This window comes from Stenotrophomonas sp. 704A1 (genome assembly GCF_030549525.1).
GTDB lineage: Bacteria > Pseudomonadota > Gammaproteobacteria > Xanthomonadales > Xanthomonadaceae > Stenotrophomonas > Stenotrophomonas tuberculopleuritidis.
Genome location: NZ_CP130831.1, coordinates 3,585,390 through 3,606,501 on the forward strand (window position 1 = coordinate 3,585,390; position 21,112 = coordinate 3,606,501).

General features: G+C 69.5%; 15 protein-coding genes. 7 read left to right on the plus strand and 8 right to left on the minus strand.

Annotated elements, in window-relative coordinates; genetic code table 11:
• Window positions 1-19: 19 nt before the first annotated feature.
• The 5 genes from Q5Z10_RS16490 to Q5Z10_RS16510 are packed head-to-tail and all read left to right on the plus strand — an operon-like array spanning window position 20 to window position 7,012.
• Window positions 20-1,459: a polysaccharide lyase 6 family protein gene (locus tag Q5Z10_RS16490; protein WP_303636457.1), complete on the plus strand. Its 1,440-nt coding sequence runs from the start codon at window positions 20-22 to the stop codon at window positions 1,457-1,459.
• Window positions 1,456-3,705 (plus strand): oligoalginate lyase, encoded by a 2,250-nt coding sequence (locus Q5Z10_RS16495; RefSeq protein ID WP_303636458.1) that lies wholly within the window; start codon window positions 1,456-1,458, stop codon window positions 3,703-3,705. The genes Q5Z10_RS16490 and Q5Z10_RS16495 overlap by 4 nt, the downstream gene beginning before the upstream one ends.
• Window positions 3,702-5,006, plus strand: coding sequence for an MFS transporter (locus tag Q5Z10_RS16500; RefSeq protein ID WP_303636459.1), 1,305 nt, complete (start codon window positions 3,702-3,704; stop codon window positions 5,004-5,006). Before Q5Z10_RS16495 ends, Q5Z10_RS16500 begins: the two co-directional genes overlap by 4 nt.
• Window positions 5,007-5,053: 47 nt before the next feature.
• On the plus strand, window positions 5,054-5,806 hold the full coding sequence (locus Q5Z10_RS16505) for an SDR family NAD(P)-dependent oxidoreductase (protein WP_303636460.1): 753 nt from the start codon (window positions 5,054-5,056) through the stop codon (window positions 5,804-5,806).
• An 18-nt stretch (window positions 5,807-5,824) separates the two neighbouring features.
• On the plus strand, window positions 5,825-7,012 hold the full coding sequence (locus tag Q5Z10_RS16510; protein WP_303636461.1) for a GDSL-type esterase/lipase family protein: 1,188 nt from the start codon (window positions 5,825-5,827) through the stop codon (window positions 7,010-7,012).
• An 80-nt stretch (window positions 7,013-7,092) separates the two neighbouring features.
• Here the strand turns inward: Q5Z10_RS16510 and Q5Z10_RS16515 are convergent, their stop codons facing one another.
• From Q5Z10_RS16515 to nudE, 5 genes are all read right to left on the minus strand, one after another.
• Window positions 7,093-7,395 (minus strand): Mpo1-like protein, encoded by a 303-nt coding sequence (locus Q5Z10_RS16515; protein ID WP_303636462.1) that lies wholly within the window; start codon window positions 7,393-7,395, stop codon window positions 7,093-7,095.
• An 81-nt stretch (window positions 7,396-7,476) separates the two neighbouring features.
• The gene (locus Q5Z10_RS16520) at window positions 7,477-7,803 is read right to left on the minus strand and encodes a YnfA family protein (RefSeq protein ID WP_303636463.1); all 327 of its coding nucleotides are present in this window, start codon (window positions 7,801-7,803) and stop codon (window positions 7,477-7,479) included.
• The gene (gene mazG / locus Q5Z10_RS16525) at window positions 7,800-8,639 is read right to left on the minus strand and encodes a nucleoside triphosphate pyrophosphohydrolase (protein WP_303636464.1); all 840 of its coding nucleotides are present in this window, start codon (window positions 8,637-8,639) and stop codon (window positions 7,800-7,802) included. Before mazG ends, Q5Z10_RS16520 begins: the two co-directional genes overlap by 4 nt.
• A gap of 13 nt (window positions 8,640-8,652) precedes the next feature.
• On the minus strand, window positions 8,653-9,456 hold the full coding sequence (gene cysQ / locus Q5Z10_RS16530) for a 3'(2'),5'-bisphosphate nucleotidase CysQ (RefSeq protein ID WP_303636465.1): 804 nt from the start codon (window positions 9,454-9,456) through the stop codon (window positions 8,653-8,655).
• A complete protein-coding gene (gene nudE, locus Q5Z10_RS16535; RefSeq protein ID WP_303636466.1) occupies window positions 9,453-10,016 on the minus strand; it encodes an ADP compounds hydrolase NudE in 564 nt (187 codons plus the stop codon). The genes cysQ and nudE overlap by 4 nt, the downstream gene beginning before the upstream one ends.
• 77 nt (window positions 10,017-10,093) lie before the next feature.
• Here nudE and bioA point away from each other — a divergent pair, with 77 nt between their 5' ends.
• A complete protein-coding gene (gene bioA, locus Q5Z10_RS16540; protein WP_303636467.1) occupies window positions 10,094-11,485 on the plus strand; it encodes an adenosylmethionine--8-amino-7-oxononanoate transaminase in 1,392 nt (463 codons plus the stop codon).
• Window positions 11,476-12,213, plus strand: coding sequence for a 16S rRNA (uracil(1498)-N(3))-methyltransferase (locus tag Q5Z10_RS16545; protein ID WP_303636468.1), 738 nt, complete (start codon window positions 11,476-11,478; stop codon window positions 12,211-12,213). The genes bioA and Q5Z10_RS16545 overlap by 10 nt, the downstream gene beginning before the upstream one ends.
• 351 nt (window positions 12,214-12,564) lie before the next feature.
• On the opposite strand, the gene Q5Z10_RS16550 is transcribed toward Q5Z10_RS16545, so the two are convergent.
• Genes Q5Z10_RS16550 through Q5Z10_RS16560 form a run of 3 tightly spaced genes read right to left on the minus strand, consistent with a single transcriptional unit; the run spans window position 12,565 to window position 21,051 of the window.
• Window positions 12,565-13,029 (minus strand): chemotaxis protein CheW, encoded by a 465-nt coding sequence (locus Q5Z10_RS16550; protein ID WP_303636469.1) that lies wholly within the window; start codon window positions 13,027-13,029, stop codon window positions 12,565-12,567.
• A complete protein-coding gene (locus Q5Z10_RS16555) occupies window positions 13,026-14,348 on the minus strand; it encodes a chemotaxis protein CheB (RefSeq protein ID WP_303636470.1) in 1,323 nt (440 codons plus the stop codon). The genes Q5Z10_RS16550 and Q5Z10_RS16555 overlap by 4 nt, the downstream gene beginning before the upstream one ends.
• Window positions 14,335-21,051 (minus strand): Hpt domain-containing protein, encoded by a 6,717-nt coding sequence (locus Q5Z10_RS16560; RefSeq protein WP_303636471.1) that lies wholly within the window; start codon window positions 21,049-21,051, stop codon window positions 14,335-14,337. Before Q5Z10_RS16560 ends, Q5Z10_RS16555 begins: the two co-directional genes overlap by 14 nt.
• Window positions 21,052-21,112: the final 61 nt, after the last annotated feature.

Sequence of the window (21,112 nt, forward strand, 5' to 3'; positions counted from 1 at the left end):
CCGTGCCTGGAAGGACCTCATGCGTACCGAATCGACTTCGCACCGCCTGCCCAGCCGTTCCCCTGGATTCCTCATCACAACTGGTCTGGCACTGTGCCTGACCACGCAGCCGGCACTGGCTGCCAGCTGGTTGGTCCACGACGCCGCCGAGTTCGCCACTGCCAGCGCCGCGCTGCAGCCCGGCGACGAAATCGTGCTGGCCGATGGGACCTGGAATGACACCCGCCTGCTGCTGAAGGGCCAGGGCACCGCGGCCGCACCGATCACCCTGCGCGCGCAGACGCCGGGCAAGGTGATCCTCAGCGGGCGGTCGGACCTGCGCCTGGCCGGCAGCTACCTGCAGGTCTCCAACCTGGTGTTCCGCAACGGCTACACCCCGGGCGATGCGGTGGTGGCCTTCCGCGAATCGAGCAAGGCCGTGGCCAGCCACAGCCGCGTGACCGGCCTGGTGATCGACGACTACACCCACCCGGACGCCGCCGATCAGGACTACTGGGTATCGCTGTACGGCAGCCACAACCGGCTCGACCACAGCCAGTTGCGTGGCAAGGGCAACGCCGGGCCGACCGTGGTGGTGGTGCGCGACGCCACCCAGGGCCTGGACAACCAGCATCGCATCGACCACAACTGGTTCGGCCCGCGTCCCGCGCTGGGTGTCAACGGCGGCGAGACGCTCCGTGTCGGCACCAGCGACACCTCGCTGAGCGATTCCAACAGCACTGTCGAGAACAACTGGTTCGAAGGCTGCGATGGCGAAACCGGAGTCGTCTCCAACAAGTCCGGCGGCAACACCTTCCGTGGCAACGTGTTCTACCGATCGGCCGGTGCGCTGACCCTGCGCCATGGCAACGGCAACCGGGTGATCGACAACGTGTTCCTCGGCGATGACAAGGCCGGCACCGGTGGCGTGCGCATCATCAATGCTGACCAGACGGTCAGCAACAACTACTTCGAGCGCCTCGCCGGCTCCAGCAACCGTTCGGCGCTGGCGGTGATGGATGCGCAGGCCGCCCCGCCGCTGTCGGGCTACGCGCCGGTGGTCAACGCCACCATCAGCCGCAACACCTTCGTGGACGTGGCGAAGATCAGCTTCGGCGTCGGTCATGATGCGGACAAGGGCATGGTGGTGGCCGCCAGCAACAGCCGCTTCAGCGGCAACCTGATCGTCAACCGCACCAGCAGGAATCCACCGACGGCCGCCAGTTCGCTGGCCGGCATCGCCTTCAGCGGCAACCTGCAGTCGCCACAGGCAAGCACCGTGTTCCCCGGCGGCGTGGACAGCGCCAGCGTCACCCTGCAGCAGGCAGCCAGCGGCCTGTGGGTGGCCGCCACCGCCCTGCCGGCGGTGGGTGCCGACCCGGCGCTGGCGATGATCCCGCGCGAACAGACCGGGGTGGACTGGTATCCCAAGGTGGGCGAGGTTGCCTCGTCCCGCATCAGCACCGGAGTGGATCGATGAGGTTGCAGCCGTTGTACGTTTCGTCGCACCGCCTGGCCCTGGCACTGGCCCTGGCCGCGCCGCTTGCCCTGCTGCCGGCGGCGCCGCTGCTGGCGGCCCCGACCGCTGCGGCGCGCCAGAGCGACGCCGCCCCGGTGCTGGTGACCCGCGCGCAGTGGCAGCAGATGGCCAGTGAAGGCACCCGCTACCCGTGGTTCGCCAAGGAACAGGCACGCACGGAAACGTCGCTGAAGAAGATGATGAAGGCCGGCATCGACGTGCCGGTGCCCAAGGACAAGGGCGGCGGCCGCACCCATGAGCAGCACAAGCGCAATTACCAGGCGCTGCTGGCGGCCGGCACGCTGTACCGGCTGACCGGCGACAGGACCTATGTGACGTACGCGCGCGACATGCTGCTGCAGTACGCCAAGCTCTATCCGACGCTGGGGCCGCACCCGGAAGGCCGCGGGCAGATTCCCGGCCGCGTGTTCTGGCAGGTGTTGAATGATTCGGTGTGGCTGGTCAACGCCATCCAGGGCTACGACGCGATCCGCGACGCGTTGTCGGCCGAAGACCGCGACACCATCGAGTCGAAGGTGTTCCGGCCGATGGCCGAATTCCTGGTGAGCGAACCGAAGAACTACGATCAGATCCACAACCACGCCACCTGGGCGGTGGCGGCCACCGGCATGACCGGCTACGTGCTGCGCGACCCGGACCTGGTGGAGAAATCGCTGCGCGGCAGCCAGAAGGACGACACGTTCGGCTTCCTGCGGCAGATCGACCTGCTGTTCTCGCCCGATGGCTATTACGAGGAAGGCCCGTACTACCAGCGCTATGCGCTGGCCCCGTTCCTGCTGTTCGCCAATGCGATCGAACGCAACGAACCGCAGCGGAAGATCTTCCAGCGCCGCGACGGTGTCCTGCTGAAGGCCGTGGATGTGCTGGTGCAGACCAGTTACGGCGGTCTGTTCTTCCCGATCAACGATGCCATCCTGGACAAGGGGCTGGATACCGAGGAGCTGGTGGCAGGCATCGGCATCGCCTATGCGCGCACCGGCGATGACCGCCTGCTGTCGGTGGCCCAGCAGCAGAAGCGGTTGCTGCTGTCACCCGAAGGCCTGCAGGTGGCGCAGGCACTGGCCGCCAACAAGGCCCGGCCCTTCGATTACCGGCCGATGCTGCTGCGTGACGGCCCCGACGGCGATCGCGGTGGCCTGGCGATCCTGCGCATGGGCGGCGAACGCGGCCAGGCGCTGGTGCAGAAGGACACCCTGCAGGGCATGGGCCACGGCCATTTCGACAAGCTCAACTGGTTGTTCTACGACAACGGCAACCCGGTGGTGACCGACTACGGCGCGGCGCGCTTCCTCAATGTGGAAGCCAAGCGCGGCGGCATCTACCTGGCCGAGAACCGCAGCTGGGCCAAGCAGACCGTGGCCCACAACACGCTGGTGGTGGACGAGCAGAGCCACTTCGGTGGCGACTGGAAGCGTGGTGAGCACCATGCGCCGCAGGTGCGCTTCTTCCAGGCGGACGCCGATACCCAGATCGCCTCGGCCACGATGCGCAATGCCTACCCCGGCGTGGTGTTCACCCGTACCCAGGCGCTGCTGCGCCACCCCGATCTGGGCCTGCCGGTGGTGCTGGACCTGCTGCAGGTGCACGGCGACAGGGCCGCGCGCTACGACCTGCCGCTGCATTTCAACGGCCACATCGTCACCACCGGTTTCGAGGCCGAACACTTCCCCGCGCAACGCCCGGTGCTGGGCAAGGACAACGGCTACCAGCACCTGTGGCTGGACGCGCGCAGCACGCCCGGCAGCGAGCCGCGCACGCTGGCCTGGCTGCTGGATGGCCGCTTCTACACCTATCGCTTCGGCAGCAGCGCACCCGCACAGGCGCTGCTGGTGGAAAGCGGTGCCAACGACCCGGAATTCAACCTGCGCCGCGAACCGGCCCTGCTGCAGCGCGTGGAAGGCCAGAAGGACGTGACCTTCTTCAGCGTGCTGGAACCGCATGGCGAGTACAACGGCACCGCCGAGTACGTGCACGGCGCCGACAGCCGCATCAAGGACATCGTGCGCAGCCGCGGCAGCGATGCCGAGGTGATCGAACTGCGGCTGGCCAGCGGTGCACGCATCGCCCTCGGCGTGGCCGATGACAGCAGCGCCAAGGGCGAGCACAGCGTGAACGTCGATGGCCACGCCTACCGCTGGAGCGGCAGCCATGCGCGCATGGACCGCAGCAAGGGTGACGCGAAATGAACGGCCCTGCGCTGGTGAGCCAGCTGCGCAAGGTGCCGGTACGATCGGCCGTACGCTGGCTGATCGTCGGCCTGATCGCCGTGGCCACGGTCATCAACTACATTGACCGCAATGCGCTGGCGGTGATGTGGCCGGAGATCGCCAGGGAAGTGGGCGCGACCAAGGATGACTACGCGCTGCTGGTGACGGTGTTCATGCTGTTCTACGCCGCCGGCCAGTTCCTGTTCGGGCGCCTGTTCGACATGATCGGCACGCGCCTGGGCTTTGCGCTGTCGATCAGCGTGTGGTCGATCTCCATCGCGCTGCATTCGGTCACCCATTCGATGCTGTCTTTCAGCCTGGTGCGGGCGATGCTCGGCATCAGCGAGGCCGGTGCCTGGCCGGGCGCGGTGAAGGCCAACGCGGAATGGTTCCCGGCGCGCGAACGTGCACTGGCGCAGGGCATTTTCAACGCAGGCGCCTCGATCGGTGCGATCGTGTCGGCGCCTGCCATCGCCGCCCTGTACCTGTGGCTGGGCTGGCGCGGCACCTTCGTGCTGGTCGGGGCGATCGGCTTCCTGTGGCTGCTGCCGTGGCTGTTCGTCTACCGCGCCGGCCCCGACAGGCACCCGTGGGTGAGCGATGCCGAACGCCGCCTGATCCTGGAAGACCAGGCCGGCCAGCAGGCCGCCACGACGCCCAAGGTGAGCGTGCGTTCGCTGCTGGCGCACCGGCAGAGCTGGGGCATGCTGGCCTGCCGTTTCCTGCTGGACCCGATCTGGTGGTTGTTCGTGTCCTGGCTGCCGATCTACCTGGCCGAGACGTTCGGCTTCGACATCAAGCAGATCGGCCTGTTCGCCTGGGTGCCGTTCGTTGGCGCGATGCTCGGCAGCCTCAGTGGCGGCTGGCTGTCCGGGCGCCTGATCCGTGCCGGGCAGAGTGTGGACCGCGCACGCAAGCTGTCCATCACCCTGGGCTGCGTGATCATGGCCCCAGCCCTGCTGGGCGCGGTGCTGGCCAACCAGCCCTTGTTTGCGGTGCTGGCGATTGCCGCCGTGCTGTTCGGTTTCCAGGTGGCCATCGGCAACATCCAGACCCTGCCCGGCGACCTGTTCGGCGGTCGCTCGGTCGGCACCCTCGCCGGTCTCGGCGGCCTGGCCGCCGTGGCCGGGACGCTGATCACCACCTGGCTGGTACCGGTGCTGACCCGCCACTCCTACGCACCGATCTTCATCCTGGTCGCCGCGCTGGTGCCACTGTCGCTGGCCGCGCTGTGGTGGTGGACCGGCCCGATCCACAAACTCGACCGGCCCTCCGGCTGAGCCCTGCCCTTCCTGTTCATTCCCCCGCAAACCAAGGAGTTTCCCGCATGTCGTTCCAGGACAAGGTGGCCATCGTCACCGGTGGTGGCCGTGACATCGGCCGTGCCGTCTCGATCAAGCTGGCCGCCGCCGGCGCACGCGTCTGCATCAACTACGCCAACGATGAAGCCAGTGCGCAGGACACGCTGGCACAGATCCAGGCCGCCGGTGGCCAGGCCATCGTGCATCGCGCCGATGTGACCGACGCGGCCGCCGTGGCCGGCCTCGTCGCCGCTACCCAGGCCGCGTTCGGCGAGCGCATCGACCTGCTGGTGAACGTGGCCGGCGGCATGGTGCAGCGCCGTCCATTGGCCGAGATCGATCCGGCGTTCTTCCACACGGTGATGGACCTCAACCTGACCTCCACCTACCTGACCACCCACGCGGTGGTGCCGCACATGGGCGAAGGCGCGGCCATCGTCAATTTAGCTTCGCAGGCCGGCCGTGATGGCGGCGGCCCGGGCGCGTCGATCTATGCGACCGCCAAGGCCGCGGTGATGACCTTCACCCGCGCCATGGCCAAGGAACTGGGGCCGAAGGGCATCCGGGTGAACGCGCTGTGCTGCGGCATGATCGCCACCCGCTTCCATGACGAATTCACCAAGCCGGAAGTGCGCACCGCCGTCGCCGGCAACACCCCGCTGCGCCGCCAGGGCGTGCCTGACGAAGCCGCCGATGCGGCGGTGTTCCTGGCCTCGGAGGCAGCGGCGTTCATCACCGGTGCGAACCTGGACGTCAACGGCGGCACCTACTTCTCCTGACCTGAGCGGACACCTGCCATGCAGCGTTGGATTCCCCTGCTTTCGCTGGCCCTCGGCGCTGCCGTGGCCGCCCCCGTCGCCCAGGCCGCACCGGTCTGGGTGACTGCCTGGACCGCTTCACCGGCACCGGACCGCAAGGACAACAAGGGGGACCTGCCGGTGCAGTTCGCCGCGCAGACCGTGCGCCAGGACATCCGGGTCGGCAGCCGTGGCGAGGCGTTGCGGCTGCGCATCAGCAACGAACTGGGGGATGCTCCGCTGCATGTGGAGGACATCCGCGTGCGCCTGAAGGATGGCAGGGCTGCGGCGCTGCCGGTCACCGTCGATGGCCGTCGTGCCATCGACGTGCCGGTGGGTGCCGCGCTGCTGAGTGATCCGCTGGCACTGCCGGTGGCGGCGTTGCAGGAGATCAGCGTGACCGCCTACTTCCCGCAGCCGACCCGGCCGGCGGTGCGCCGTACCGTGGTGCGGGTGGTCGAGGGAAAACAGCAGGACGTGGCCGACAGCGTCCGCGTGGGCTACCAGCAGAACGTGTTCTCGGCGGTGCTGGTGCAGCGCGCGGACCGCCCGCAGGTGATCGTGGCGCTGGGTGATTCGATCACCGAGGGCGCCACGGCCACGCGTGGCTCGTTCAACCAGTGGCCGGAGCGGCTGGGCGAACGCCTGCAGCAGGCCTGCCCGGACCGCTTCGTGGTGCTCAACCAGGGCATCAGCGGCAACAAGCTGCTCGACCACGGCCGCAGCCACAGTGCACTGTCACGCCTGGACCGCGACGCGATCGCGGTGGCCGACGCCGACCAGGTGATCCTGTTCGAAGGCATCAATGACATCCGCCACGGTGGCGGCGCATCGCCGCTGCCGGGGCGCAACGCACCAGACATGCTGTTGGGTTACCGGCAGGTGGCCGCACGCCTGCACGCGCATGGCATCCGGGCCTACCTCGGCACGCTGACGCCGTTCGGCGGCTCCGAGCGCTACGAACCGGTCTCGGCCGCGACCCGTACCTCGATCAACCAGTGGGCGCGCAGCACGGACAGCGGCTTCGATGGCGTGGTCGACTTCGATGCGGCGCTGCGTGATCCGCTGCAGCCGGAAGCGCTGCCGGCCAGCATCACCCGCGATCATCTGCATCCGAACGATGAAGGCTACCGGCGCATGGCCGAAGCGATCGATCTGGAGATGCTGGGGTGCAAGGCCCCACGCTGACGCGGTCCTGTAGAAACGAGCCATGCTCGGCTGCTGTTGCCGGAAGCGGTCGAGCATGGCTCGACGCTACAGAACCCCGGTCACCACTTGACCCGCCCGCGCAGGATGTCGGCGAACATCACCCAGTCGCCGATGAACGAGTACAGCGGGTAGCGGAACGTTGCCGGGCGGTTCTTCTCGAAGAAGAGGTGGCCGACCCAGGCGAAACCATAGCCGCAGGCCAGAGCGGCCAGCAGCAGCATCGGCTGGCCACGCAGCAGCGCCGCGGCGACCAGCAGCAGCACCCCACAGCTGCCGATGAAATGCAGCCGGCGCGACACCGGGTTGCGGTGCTCACTGAGGTAGAACGGGTAGAACTCGCGGAAGCTGGCGAAACGGGACATGCGCGTACTCCGGGGCGATCGCCAGCGCCATCATGCACCTTCTGCCATCGCCGTGCCGGGCATGCGCCGGCACCGTCGGCGTCAGCCCGGCTGGCGCGGCCCGAACATGATCACCGCCATGCCGGCCAGGCACAGTGCGGCCCCCAGCAGGTCCCAGCGGCTGGGACGGATGCCATCGACCAGCCACAGCCAGAACAACGCGGTGCCGATGTAGACGCCGCCGTAGGCCGCGTAGACCCGGCCGCTGGCGGTGGGGTGCAGGGTCAGCAGCCAGGCGAACAGCGCCAGGCTGGCCGCCGCCGGCACCAGCAGCCAGGCGCTGCCGCCCTTGCGCAGCCAGAGCCACGGCAGGTAGCAGCCGACGATCTCGGCCAGTGCGGTCAGCAGGAACAGCCCCAGCGTCTTCACGCCTTCTCCGCCGCCTTGGCGTGCTGCCACAGCGCTTCCTGCGCATCCAGGTCCAGCGCGGCCAGCGTATCGCCCTGCGTTGCGGCCTGCGCTTCCATCGCGCGGAAGCGCCGTTCGAACTTGTGGTTGGCCCCGCGCAGGGCGGCACCGAGGTCGATGTCGGCGTGGCGCGCCAGGTTCGCGCACACGAACAGCAGGTCACCCAGTTCTTCCTGCAGGCGCGCCCTGTTGCCGGCCACGTCGCCACGCTCGAACTCCTCGCGCAGTTCCTGCAGTTCCTCGGCCGCCTTGTCCAGCACCGGCAGCGGCCCCGGCCAGTCGAAGCCGACCTTGGCCGCGCGCGACTGCAGTTTCACCGCCCGCTGCCATTCCGGCAGGCCACGCGAAACCCCGGCCAGCGCGGACGTGTCCTGTTCGCCCTTGGCCACACGCTCGGCCCGCTTGATCGCGTCCCAGTTGCGCATCACGCCGTCGGCATCGTCGACACGGACATCGGCGAACACGTGCGGATGGCGGCGCTGCATCTTGTCGCTGATCGCGCGCGCCACATCGGCAAAGGCGAAGGCGCCCTGCTCTTCGGCCATGCGTGCATGGAACACCACCTGCAGCAGCAGATCGCCCAGCTCGTCGCACAGATCATCCAGGTCGCCGCGATCGATCGCATCGGCCACTTCATAGGCCTCTTCGATCGTGTACGGCGCGATCGTCGCGAAGTTCTGCTCCAGGTCCCAGGGGCAGCCGCCCTGCGGATCGCGCAGGCGCGCCATGATGGCCAGCAGGCGCTGCAGCTGGTCACTGGCAGCGCTGTCGGTTGCGGGGGTGTCATGCAGGGTCATGGATCCTCCAGGATCAATCGGACAGCCAGTCGCGCCACGGCAGGCTGGTATCCCCCAGCGCGATGAAATCGCCGTTCAGCAGCGTCGGCCGGCGGTTGTAGCGGAACGGCTTGCCGGTCGCCGCCGAGAGCACCGCGCCGCCGGCCGCGTGCAGCACGCACTGGCCCGCGGCGGTATCCCATTCGGAGGTCGGCCCCAGCCGCGGGTAGACGTCCAGGCCGCCTTCGGCGATGCGGCAGAACTTCAGCGAGGATCCCTGCACCACGGTCTCGATCTCGCCCATCCGCTCCAGCAGGGCGGTGGTCTGCGGCGAACGATGCGAACGGCTGGCCGCCACCCGCAACGGTACGGTGGCCGGCGTACGGGTGCGCAGCACGGTGTCATGCACCCCCTGCCGGCGATAGGCCAGCTCGCCGCGCATGGCATGCCAGACGATGCCGGTCACCGGCGACTGGACCACGCCGAACGCCGGCGCGCCCTGATAGATCAGCGCGATGTTGACGCTGAACTCGCCGTTGCGCTTGACGAAATCACGCGTGCCGTCGAGCGGATCGACCAGCCAGTACGCACTCCAGTGCTGGCGCTGCTCCCACGGCACCACCGCCGATTCCTCGGACAGGATCGGCAGGTCCGGCGTCAGCTGGCGCAGGCCCTGCTGGATCACCCGGTCAGCGGCCAGGTCGGCGGCGGTGACCGGACTGTCGTCGGCCTTGAGGGTGACATCGAAGCCCTGCCTGTAGACCTGCATGATCGCCTGCCCGGCTTCCTGGGCGATGGCGATCGTGGTTTCACGCAGTTCCGTGGTCAGCTTGATCATCGTGTTCCCTGCAGCCACTGCCGGGCGATGAACAGCGCCGCCAGTGAACGTCCCTCGGAGAAGTCCTCACGCAGCATCAGCCGGTCCAGCTCGGCCAGTTTCCAGGGCACCACTTCCAGCTCCTCCGGCTCGTCGCCGGGCAGCTTCTCCGGGTACAGCCCGCGCGCCACCACCAGCCAGGACTGGTGACTCATGTAGGTCGGCGCCAGCGTCATCGCGCGCAGCACGTCCAGCCGCCGCGCGCCATAGCCGGCCTCTTCCTTCAGCTCGCGGTCGGCGGCCTGTTCAGGCGTTTCACCGGCATCGATGCGGCCCTTGACCAGGCCCAGCTCGTAGCGGTGCATGCCGGCGGCGTATTCACGCACCAGCAGGACCGTTTCCTCGTCCAGCATCGGCACCACCACCACCGCGCCATGACCACGGCTGACCAGCCGTTCGAAGCGCCGATGCTCGCCGTTGGAGAACTCCAGGTCCAGGTGCTGGCGCTGGAACGGCCCGTTCTCCTCATCGGTGATCCGATGGATGATCGGCAGCGGGCGCCTGGCGCGGTCATCGGTCATGCGGAATCTCCGTGGCAACCGGTGCGCGCGCCGGGGCCGATAGAATGTGCAGGCAGCAACATGTTCATGAGCCCGAAATGCTAGCAGACCCAACCCCCTCCCCGCTGATCGAGCACTGGCGGCAGCGCGACCTGCAGGTGCTGTGGCACCCGTGCACGCAGATGCGCGAGCATCCCCACACCCTGCCGCTGGTACCGATCGCGCGTGGCCAGGGCGCCTGGCTGTTCGATCACGACGGCAACCGCTACCTGGACGCGGTCAGCAGCTGGTGGACCAACCTGTTCGGCCACGCCGAGCCACGCATCGGCGCTGCCATCGCTGCCCAGGCCGGGCAGCTGGAGCAGGTGATGCTGGCCGGCTTCGGCCACGAACCGGCCATCACGCTGGCCGAGCGCCTGCTGGCGCTGGCGCCGCGCCAGCCCGGCCGCGATCCGCTGGCCAAGGTGTTCTATGCCGACAACGGGTCGGCGGGCGTGGAGGTGGCGCTGAAGATGGCCTTCCACTACTTCCACAACCGCGGCGAGACCCGGCGCACGCGCTTCATCGCGCTGGAGAACGGCTACCACGGCGAGACCCTGGGTGCACTGGCGCTGGGTGACATCCCGCTGTACCGACGGGTGTATGCACCGTTGCTGGCCGAAGGCCTGTTCGCGCCCTCCCCCGATGCGTATCTGGCCGAGCCCGGGCAGAGCGCGGCCGACCGCGCGCGCCAGGCCGCCGATGGCCTGGCCACCCTCTTCGACCAGCATCCGGGCGAGATCTGCGCAGTGATCCTGGAGCCACGCCTGCAGTGCGCCGGTGGCATGCGCATGCATGACCCGGTGTACCTGCAGCGCGTGCGTGAACTGTGCGATGCGCATGGCGCGTTCATGATCGCCGACGAGATCGCCACCGGCTTCGGCCGCACCGGCACGATGTTCGCCTGCGAACAGGCCGGGGTGATGCCCGACCTGCTGTGCCTGTCCAAGGGCCTGACCGGTGGCTTCCTGCCGCTGGCAGCGGTGCTGGCCACGCAGACCCTGTATGACGCGTTCCTCGACGATTCGCGCGAGCGCGCGTTCCTGCATTCGCACAGCTATACCGGCAATCCCCTGGCCTGCGCAGCGGCGCTGGCCACGCTGGACATCTTCAGCAACGACGATGTGATCGCCCGCAACCGCGGCATCGCCTCGGTGATGGGCACGCTGGCAGCCCCCTTCGCCGACCATCCGCATGTGGCCGATGTGCGCCAGGCCGGCATGGTGGTGGCCTTCGAGCTGTCGCGCGACGGCAACAAGCGCACGCCGTTCGACCCGGCGCTGCGCCTGGGACTGCATGCCTACAACGCCGCGCTGAAACGTGGCGTGGTGCTGCGGCCGCTGGGCAATGTGCTGTACTGGATGCCACCGTACTGCGTGGATGACCCACAACTGGAGCTGCTGGCACACACCACCCTGGCAGCCATTGACGAGGCGATTGCATGCGCGTGACCCGCTGCCCCATCGACCTGGCGCTGCACAGCGGCCAGACCGTGACCCTGCCGGAAGAGACCGCCAACCACCTGGTGCGGGTGCTGCGCCTGCGCGAAGGTGACAGCTGCGTACTGTTCAACGGCGATGGCCACGACTACAGCGCGACGCTGACCGTGGCCGGCAAGCGCGAGGTGCAGGCCCGCATCGACGCGGCGCAGGTCATCGACAATGAATCACCGCTGCCGATCACTCTGCTGCAGGGCATCGCCCGTGGCGAGAAGATGGATCTGATCCTGCAGAAAGCCACCGAACTGGGGGTGAGCGGGATCGTGCCGGTCAATGCCGAGCGTACCGAGGTGAAGCTGGATGCCGCACGCGCCGAGAAGCGCGTGGCGCACTGGAACAATGTCGTGCAGTCGGCCTGTGGCCAGTCCGGGCGTGCGCGGATTCCCACGGTGGGTTCGCCGCTGTCGCTGGCGCAGGCGGCCTCGGCCCTGCCGGCCGACACGTTGCGGCTGACCCTGGATCCGCAGGGCGCGCATCGGCTGTCCACGCTCGATGCCGCCCCCGCCGGCGGGGTGGTGATCGCCATCGGCCCGGAAGGAGGCTGGTCGCCGCGCGACCGCGAGCAGCTGGCGGCCGCTGGCTTCCAGGGGCTGCAGCTGGGCCCGCGCATTCTGCGCACCGAAACCGCCGGCCTGGCCGCGATCGCGGCATTGCAGGCGCGGCTGGGGGATCTGGGGTAGCGGGACCCCGTGGCCGCTGCGCTCGCCGGGCATGGCCCGGCGCTACCGGGATTGCGGGCATGGGCCGGTGTTGCCGGGAATGCGTTCGCCGGGCATGGATCGGTGTTGCCGGGATTGCGTTCGCCGGGCATGGCCCGGCGCTACCGGGAATGCGTTCGCCGGGCATGGGCCGGTGTTGCGGGGATTGCGTTCGCCGGGCATGGATCGGTGTTGCCGGGATTGCGTTCGCCGGGCATGGCCCGGCGCTACCGGGACTGCGGGCATGGGCCGGTGTTGTCGGGAATGCGTTCGCTGGGCATGCCTGACGTTGCCATGTGGTGGTAGCGCCGGGCCATGCCCGGCGGGAACCGCTCAGGCTGCCAGCGAATCCAGCGCAGCTTCCAGCGCGTCCAGGTTCGGCAACAGCGCGCTCTGCTCGCCCAGCAGGACGCGCATGTGCACTGTGTCCGGCAGCGATTCTTCGGAGGCGTCGGCCAGCAGGCCATCGCGCGGCACCGAGATCAGCTGCGGGAAGTTCTGGGTCAGCAGCGCGTAGTAGGGCCGCTGCGCATTGCCGTTGAGCGCCTTGAGCACCACCACCTTGTTGTGCCCGGCCACCGGTTCTTCGCCCAGCCCGGACAGCCGCGCGAACGACACCAGCGGCACCTGCCAGCCATGCCAGCCGATCTCGCCGACCAGCCAGCGCGGCGCGTCGGCCACGGCGTGCACCGGCACGCGCGACATCATTTCAGCCACCGTGGCATTGGGCAGCAGCACCCGTTCGGCACCGGCCTGGATCAGGACACCCCGGATCTCATCATTGCTGGCGTAGCTCATGCGGCGTCTCCGTCGTCATCATCCCGTCCCCAGCGCGCGGCGATCACCTGCGCCAGTTCCTGCGGTTCGCCGGCCACCATGCCGGCGGCGACCACGGCGGTAGCCGCAGCCGGGTCGTAACAGCCTTCGCCGACCTGGCCAGCAACCCAGGCGCCAGCGGCAGCCAGGTCCAGCGCCGGGCCGACGTGGGCCAGGTCCGCGCCGCTCAGCAGCACCAGCGCGCTGTGCTCGGCCGGCAGGTCACCGATCGAGATGCCCTGCGCCTCGGTCTGGAAGTACAGGCCGTCGGCGGCTGCACGCACGCCGATGTCGTCGGCCAGAACATGCACCTGGCCCGCTACCGCGGGCTGGCCGGCTTCGGCCAGCTGCACCGGCAGTGGCGAGACGCGGGCCATCTGTTTGACCAGGTTGCCGTAGCGTCCGCCGTCCAGCCGCATGTGCACCAGCACCGGCACGGCCAGCCCGGCCGGCAGCGCGGCCAGCAGCCGGCGCAGCGCATCCGGGCCACCGATGCCGGCCAGCACCAGCAGTGCGCCGGCACGGGCGCCGGCAGGCGCAGCGGCATCCAGATCAACCAGCGACAGATGGGTGGTATCGAACGTCGGCACCGGTTCGGCCGCCGTTGACGCGCCGCTGGCGCCGGAGGGAACAGCGCCGGCATCGTCGACCAGCGACCACGCCGTGTGGTCGGTGAACGCTGCAGGCGACGGCGTGGCCTTGCTGGGCACCGCTTCGGCGTCGGATGGCGCAGGCGGCTGCGGCAGCAGCGTGGCGAGCGCCTGCTCCAGCGCGACCGGTTCATGCAGGTGGGCGGGCGCCGAATAGAGCCCGTCAGCGGGCACGTCATCGGCCCACGACAGGGCCTGGTCCAGGTGCGGCTGCAGGGCAGCCTCCGGCGGCGACGGCGGTGCGCTGGGCAGGCCGGGCTCCAGCTGCAGGCCGGGTTCGTCCTCGGCCCCGGGCGGCAGCACCTGCTGGTGGCCGTGCAGCTTGGCGGCGAGGTGGCGGCCCCAGCGCTGCGCTTCCCAACCGTCGCGGCGCGCGGCCAGTTCGGCCTCGTCGAACACCAGGGTCAGGCCCGGCGCGGACAAGGCCGCTTCGAGCCGTTCCAGCGCATCTTCGATGGCGGCCTCCAGTGCGATCACCACGAACTGCGGATGGGCATCACGCAGCGCCTGCGGCTCCAGCGCGACCGGATCGTCTTCCAGCACGATCTGCACATCGGCGTGGGCCAGCGCCTCGCGCAGGCGCTCGCGCGCCGCGCCCGGCCGCGCCAGGAGGGCAACGGCCGGAACCGGATTGACGTCACTCACGGACACGGGCGATCCCCAGCAGGTCATACACGTTACGCATCAGGTCCAGCTCCTGGTACGGCTTGCCCAGGTAGCGCTGCACGCCGATCTCGAAGGCGCGCTGGCGGTGCTTGTCGCCGCTGCGCGAGGTGATCATCACGATCGGCACGTCCTTGTAGCGGGGATCGGCACGCATCGCCGTGGCCAGCTCATAGCCGTCCATGCGCGGCATCTCGATGTCCAGCAGCATCAGGTCGGGGACGCGCTCTTCCAGCAGTTCCAGCGCCTCGACGCCGTCGCGGGCAACGCTCACTTCGAAGTTGTGGCGTTCCAGGATGCGGCCGGTGACCTTGCGCATAGTCAGCGAGTCGTCCACCACCATCACCAGCGGCACCTGCCGTTCCTGGCGCGGGGCATTGACCAGCACCGGCGCGGTCGGGTTGGCCAGGAAGCGGCGCACCAGCGGCGCCACGTCCAGGATCACCACCACACGGCCATCGCCGGTGATGGTGGCGCCGTAGATGCCCGGGACCGAGGCGATCTGCAGGCCGACCGGCTTGACCACGATTTCGCGGTTGCCCAGCACCTGGTCGATCGCCACCGCAGCGCGCAGGTCGCCGGCGCGGACCAGCAGCAGCGGCACCTGGGCCTGGCCATCGGCGCGCGCCGGCGCCTGCCCGACCAGGCTGCCGAGGTCGTACAGCGGATAGTCCTCGCCGCTGTAGCGGTAGCTGCTGTCGGCGGCTTCGAAGCGCTCGCGCGACAGTCGGCCGATACCGCTGACCGAGGCCACCGGCACCGCGAAGGTGGTTTCGCCGATCTGCACGAACACCGCCTGGGTGACGGCCAGGGTCTGCGGCAGGCGCAGGGTGAAGCGCACGCCCTGGCCACGCACCGACTGGATGTCGACCGAGCCGCCGAGCTGGCGCACTTCGTTGCGCACCACGTCCATGCCCACGCCACGGCCCGCCAGCTGGCTGACCTGGTCGGCGGTGGAGAAGCCCGATGCGAAGATCAGGTTGTCCAGTTCCTGCTCGCTGGGCTGTGCATCGGCGGCCAGCAGGCCACGGTCGATGCCACGGCGGCGGATCGCTTCGCGGTCCAGGCCGGCGCCGTCATCGGCCACTTCCAGCACGATTTCCGAGCCTTCGCGGTGCAGGCGGATGGCGATCTCGCCCTCTTCCGGCTTGCCGGCGGCGCGACGCTGTTCCGGCGCTTCCAGGCCATGGGCCACCGAGTTGCGCAGCATGTGTTCGAGCGGCGCGACCATGCGGTCGAGCACGTTGCGGTCGAGTTCGCCGTGGGTGCCTTCCAGGGTCAGGTGCACCTGCTTGCCGGTATCCATGCCGGACTGGCGGACCACCCGGCGCAGGCGCGGCACCAGGCCATCGAACGGCACCATGCGCGCGCGCATCAGGCCGTCCTGCAGCTCCGAGCTGACCCGCGACTGCTGCTGCAGCAGCGAATCGTACTGGCGCGACAGATCGTCGAGCACGCCCTGCAGGCCACCCAGATCGGCCGCCGATTCGTTCAGCGCACGGCTGAGCTGCTGCAGGGTGGAGAAGCGGTCCAGTTCCAGCGGATCGAACTTCTGGTCGGCCTGGTCCTGCTCGCGCTGGTAACGGGCCACGATCTGCGCTTCGGTCTCCAGGTCCAGGCGACGCAACTGGTCGCGCAGACGCGCATTGGTGCGCTCCAGTTCGCCCATCGCGCCGCGGAAGGCGCCGAGCTGCTGTTCCAGGCGCGAACGGTAGATCGCCACTTCACCGGCGTGGTTGACCAGGCGGTCGAGCAGGTCGGCGCGCACGCGCACCTGTTCCTGCTGCGGACGCGCCAGCGGGTCTTCCTCGGCCGCGCCTTCGGCCGGCAGCGGCGCCGAAAGCGGGGTGTCGACCAGGGCCACCGGTGCGGCGGACGCAGTGCCCGCCTCGACGGTGACGGCAACGTCGCTGGCAGTGGCCGCCGCATCGTTGCGGGTACGCGTCTCGAACGCGTCGACCAGGTCCTGTGCCGGCTCCACCACGCGGTGGTCGCCGGTGCGGGTCAGCAGCTGGTGCAGGCGATCGAAACCGCGCTCGAGCAGCTGCACGTCACGCCGTTCAATCTCGGTGCGACCGGCGGCAACGGCCTCGAGCAGCGATTCGATGCTGTGGCCCAGGTCGCCGATGGCATTGATGCCGGCCATGCGCGCGCCACCCTTCAGCGTGTGCAGGTCGCGCTGCAGGCCGGCCAATGCTTCGCGATCCTCCGGCGCTTCGCGCAGTTCGCTGATCAGGCCGTCGCAATGGTCCAGCAGGTCCTTGCCTTCCTCGACGAAGATATCGACCAGTTCGCGGTCGTAGATGCTGAAGTCGAGCAGGTCGGAGATGTCCTCCGCTTCACCCGCGTCCGGTACCCCGTCTTCGGCCGGGGCCAGGGCTTCGGGAGCGGCCTCGACCGCATCGGCGTCTGCCGCCATCGCAGCGGCGTCGTGCGCCTGCGAGGCGGCACCCGGTGCGTCGATGAGGTCGAAGGCTGCGGCAGCGACCGGCGCTGCCGCCGGCACCACGATCCTGCCCATGTCGGGCGCCGTACCGTGCCCCGGGGCCTCTTCCAGTTCGAAGAAGCGCGAAGGCGAGCCGGCGTCCGGCGCAGCCACGACGGCCTCGCGGGCTTCCACCGTCGCCGGGGACGGCTGGTCGGCGCTCTCTCCTTCACCGACCGCCGCCTCCCCGCCGACGTCCGCATCCTCGGCAAAGGCTTCCGCCTCGCCCGGCGCGAGTTCGCTGGCCTGCAGGCCGAGCACGGGCCAGTGCCCGTCGTCGTCCTGGCCCTGCTCCTCGTCGATCACGTGCAGGCCGGCCTCGAGCGCGGCCTCCAGCGTGACCGGTTCGGCGAAGCCCGGCACAGCCATTTCATCCTGCAGGCTCGCCAGCCCGCTGTCGAGCGGCAATGCAGCACCATCGTCATCGGCGGCCGCTTCCGACAGCGCGAAGGCGCCCCCATTCAGGTCATCTGCGACAGCACTCGCCGGGATCGGATCGTCCAGGTCGCGGTCATCGACCGGAAGCGCACTGGCATCCAGATAGGGGGACAGATCGTCGGCAGCGGTCAGCACGGCGTCTTCGGCGATGACCGCGTCCGGCACGGCCCCAGCGTCTTCGAGCACCTCCTGCGCGGTGCCATCGAGCCCGGCATCGGCCAGGGGGGCGTCCGCCACCGGCGGCGGCGATACGTCATCGTGCGCCAGCGGGTCCGACGGTGCTGCGGGCCAGCCAGCGTCGAAGTAGCGCGACAGATCATCGCTGCCGGTCAATTCGGCAGCCTCCAGGCCGCTCTCGTCCGCAGCGGCGGCGACTGTCTGCGGTGCCAGCGCCGGACCGGCGTCCGCGCGCTCGGCTTCGGCGTCACTGTCGGCGGCCCACGCCGGTGCGGACAGCGCCGCATCGTCGGCCAGCACCACCGGCACGTCGTCCTCGATGTCGTCCTCGATGTCGTCCTCGACCTCCAGCCCGGCCATCGGCCAGCGTGCTTCCGGCAGTTCCCCGGCCAGCGCGAGCAGGCGCTGCGCCAGTTCGGCCTGCGGCGCAATGCGGGGCTGTTCGGCCTGCAGCGCATCCATCGTCGCGCTGATCGCCTGCGCGGTCTGCTGCAGTGCCGCCACGGCTTCGTCGCCCGGCACCACATCAGCTGCCAGCGCACGCTTGATGTAGGACTCGGCGCCGCCGGTGACCGCGGTGATCTCGGGCACCTCGGTCATCGCGAAGGCGCCATTCATCGTGTGCACCGCACGCAGCAGCGCATCGTTGACCGGCTGCGGCGCCTGCTGCGCCGAGCGCAACCAGCCCTGCAGGGTCGCCTGGTGCACTTCCACCTCGGCCTCAAGGATCTCGCGCAGCACGCTGTCGATGTTGGCCGGCGTACCGGCCACGTCGACTGCGCCGGGCGCTGCATCCGAGGCCGCGCTGGCAACCGCCTGCGCGGCCTCGTCCGCCGGCGCGTCCGGCGCGGCGGCGGTAGGCGCGGTCGGCAACGGCACGTAGAAGGTTTCCTCGCCGGCCCCCACGCGGTCTGCGATGGCCTGCATCGCCTGCAGGTCGACGCTCACGCGCCGGCCATGACGCAGCGCGGCGTTCAGCTGCGGCAGCGCGGCATGCGCATGATCGACCATCCCCAGCACGGCCGGCGTGGGCGCACGGCTGCCATCGAGCACGCGGTTGAGCATGCCTTCGATCTTCCACGCGAACTCGCCCAGGGTGCGCGCACCGACCAGGCGGCCACTGCCCTTCAGCGTGTGGAAGATGCGACGGATCGGACGCAGCCGATCCATGTTGTCCGGCTGCATCCGCCAGGCCGGCAGCAGCGTGCCCAGATTGCCCAGTTCGTCGTCGAATTCCTCCAGGAACACCTCGCGGATGTCCTGGTCGATGTTCTCGGCATCGTCGTCGAACCCGGCATCGAAGCCGGTCGCAGCCGCGACCGGCGGCGCGTCTTCCAGCGTTGCCGTTGCCGTCGTCGCAGACGCAGCCGCCTGCGGATTGAAATCGGCGGCCGCCGCACTGAGCTCGGCGAAGAACTGCGCATCGGCTTCGCTGAAGTCGATCGGCGCGATCGTATCCACATCGACCAGCGCCACGCCCGCAGCAGCCACCGGAGCGGCGCCGTCTTCGGGGACAGGCCGCGTGGCATCGGCAGCGGCGTGCGCAGCCTCGACGACGTCGGCCGCCCCCGTTTCATCGGCCGCTGCCGGCGCCGTGGCGTCGATCAGCTCCAGCGTCGGCAACGGCTCCTGCCCATCATCTAGCGCAAGCGTCTCCATCGCCTGCAGCGACAGCACGTCGTCGGCGTTGTCCAGCAGGCCACTGTCGAAGTGGAACACCACCTCGTCCGCCGGAACGGCCTGCTCATCCTGTTCGGCGGCCACCGGATCGAACACCGGCAGTGCGATCGCGTCCAGCGGAGCATCGACCGCCGACAGGTCCAGCGATGCGGCGACGGCCGCATCGTCGGCGGCGATCGCCTGCGAGGCGTCAGGCAGGTCCTGCTGCGGCGCGTCGGACAATGTCCATCCGGCGCTGTGGCCCGGCGTGGCAGCGGCGTCGAAGCTGACCGGATCGAAGTGGTTGAAGGTCGGCACCCGTTCGTCGTCGGCCGACCCGGCCACCTGCGCGGGCGCCTCGTATCCGCCAAGTTCCCATTGCGGTACTTCCGGCGCAGGCGCGCTGGAGGCGGCGAACAACAGCGGTGCGGGCGAACGCTCCGGTTCGGCTTCGGCGACCGGCGCCGCCAGCGAGCCGAACATCAGGCCGGTGTCGGTGACCGCGGGCTCGGGCAGCGGGTCGAAGGTGAAGTCCGGCAGCGGCACCGGCACCTCGCCCGGCGCCGGCGCGGCGGCCTGCACATCGAACGCAAGCGGCTCGATCTGCAGCGGCGGGGCCAGCGCGGTCACGGCTTCACGTGCCACCGGCTGCACCGGTTCCGGCGTCGCCGCGTCGCCGTCGCCACGCTCGGGCAGCGGCCAGTAGCGCAGCGCTTCCAGGCTGCTGCGGGTGATGTCGAGAATGTCTTCGCGGCCCGGACGGCGGTCGCGCAGTGCCTCCAGGTAGTACTCCAGGCTGGCCATGGCATCGGCCAGGGTGTCCAGCTGGCGCCCGCTGGGCACGCGCTGGCGGCCGATCAGCTCGGCCTCGATGTACTGCTGCACGCCACGCAGGTAGTCGGCAGCCGTGCCGAGATCCAGCATGCGCAGCGCGCCGGACACATCGCCCAGCAGACGCGGCACATCCTGCAGTTCCGCATGGTTCCAGCTGGTTTCGATGAACGCGACGAAGTGCTCGCGGGCAGCGGCGAAATTGGCGATCGCCTCATGCGCCAGCACCTCCACCGTGCGCCGGTTCTCCACCGCGCTGGGGTCATCCTCGCCGCTGCCACCGGCCCCCAGGTGCGCGACCTGGTCGTCCAGCGAGGCATCGACATAGAGCAGCGCGCCGGCGATATCCAGCAGCATGTCCTCGTCGATCTGATGGCGGCCTTCGACTACCCCGCGCAGCGCGTCGCGCTGCTGCACCACCACGCCGCGGGCCGCGCCCAGGCCCAGCATGCCCAGCGTATCGGCCACCGAGCCGAGCTTGGTCACCTGTTCCTGCAGCTGCTGCGGCGCGCCGTCGGTGCGCAGGTGCAGATCCAGCGCGTCCTTGACCTGCAGCAGTTCTTCCTTGACCGCACTGCCCACCGTATCGAGCAGTTCGCGGTTGCGGCCGCTGAGGCTGCCGCGGGCATGGTCCAGTTCCGCCTCGGTGGCGGTCACCGAATCCGGCGCAAAGGCGACCAGCACGCTGTCGTTGATCAGCGCTTCGCCGCGCGCGGCACGGATCTCGTTGAGCAGCGGCTGCAGCACGATGGGAATGTCACGGTGCCCGTTCTGCAGCCGCTCCAGGTAATCGGGCAGCAGCACGCTGCCACGCATCAGCGTGGCGCAGGCTTCGTCGCGCTCGGCCACCTGGCCATTGCCGACGGCGATGGCCAGCTGTTCCAGTTCTTCGGCCACCATCGCCGGCGCGTAGAGTTCGACCATGCGCAGCGTGCCCTGCACCTGGTGCAGGTAGCCGGCGCAGATGCGCATGCGGCTGCTGTCGGTGGGGTCTTCGGCGAAGTACTCGACCTCGTTGCGCACCTGGCGCAGGGTCTCGTCCAGCTCGGGCTTGACCCAGCCCAGGGCTGCGTGGCTCATCGCATCGCGCAGGCTGCTCATGGATGCGCTCCGGTCGCCGCCGCGCGGTTGCCGCGCAGGTACTGGCGTGGGGAATGGAAGT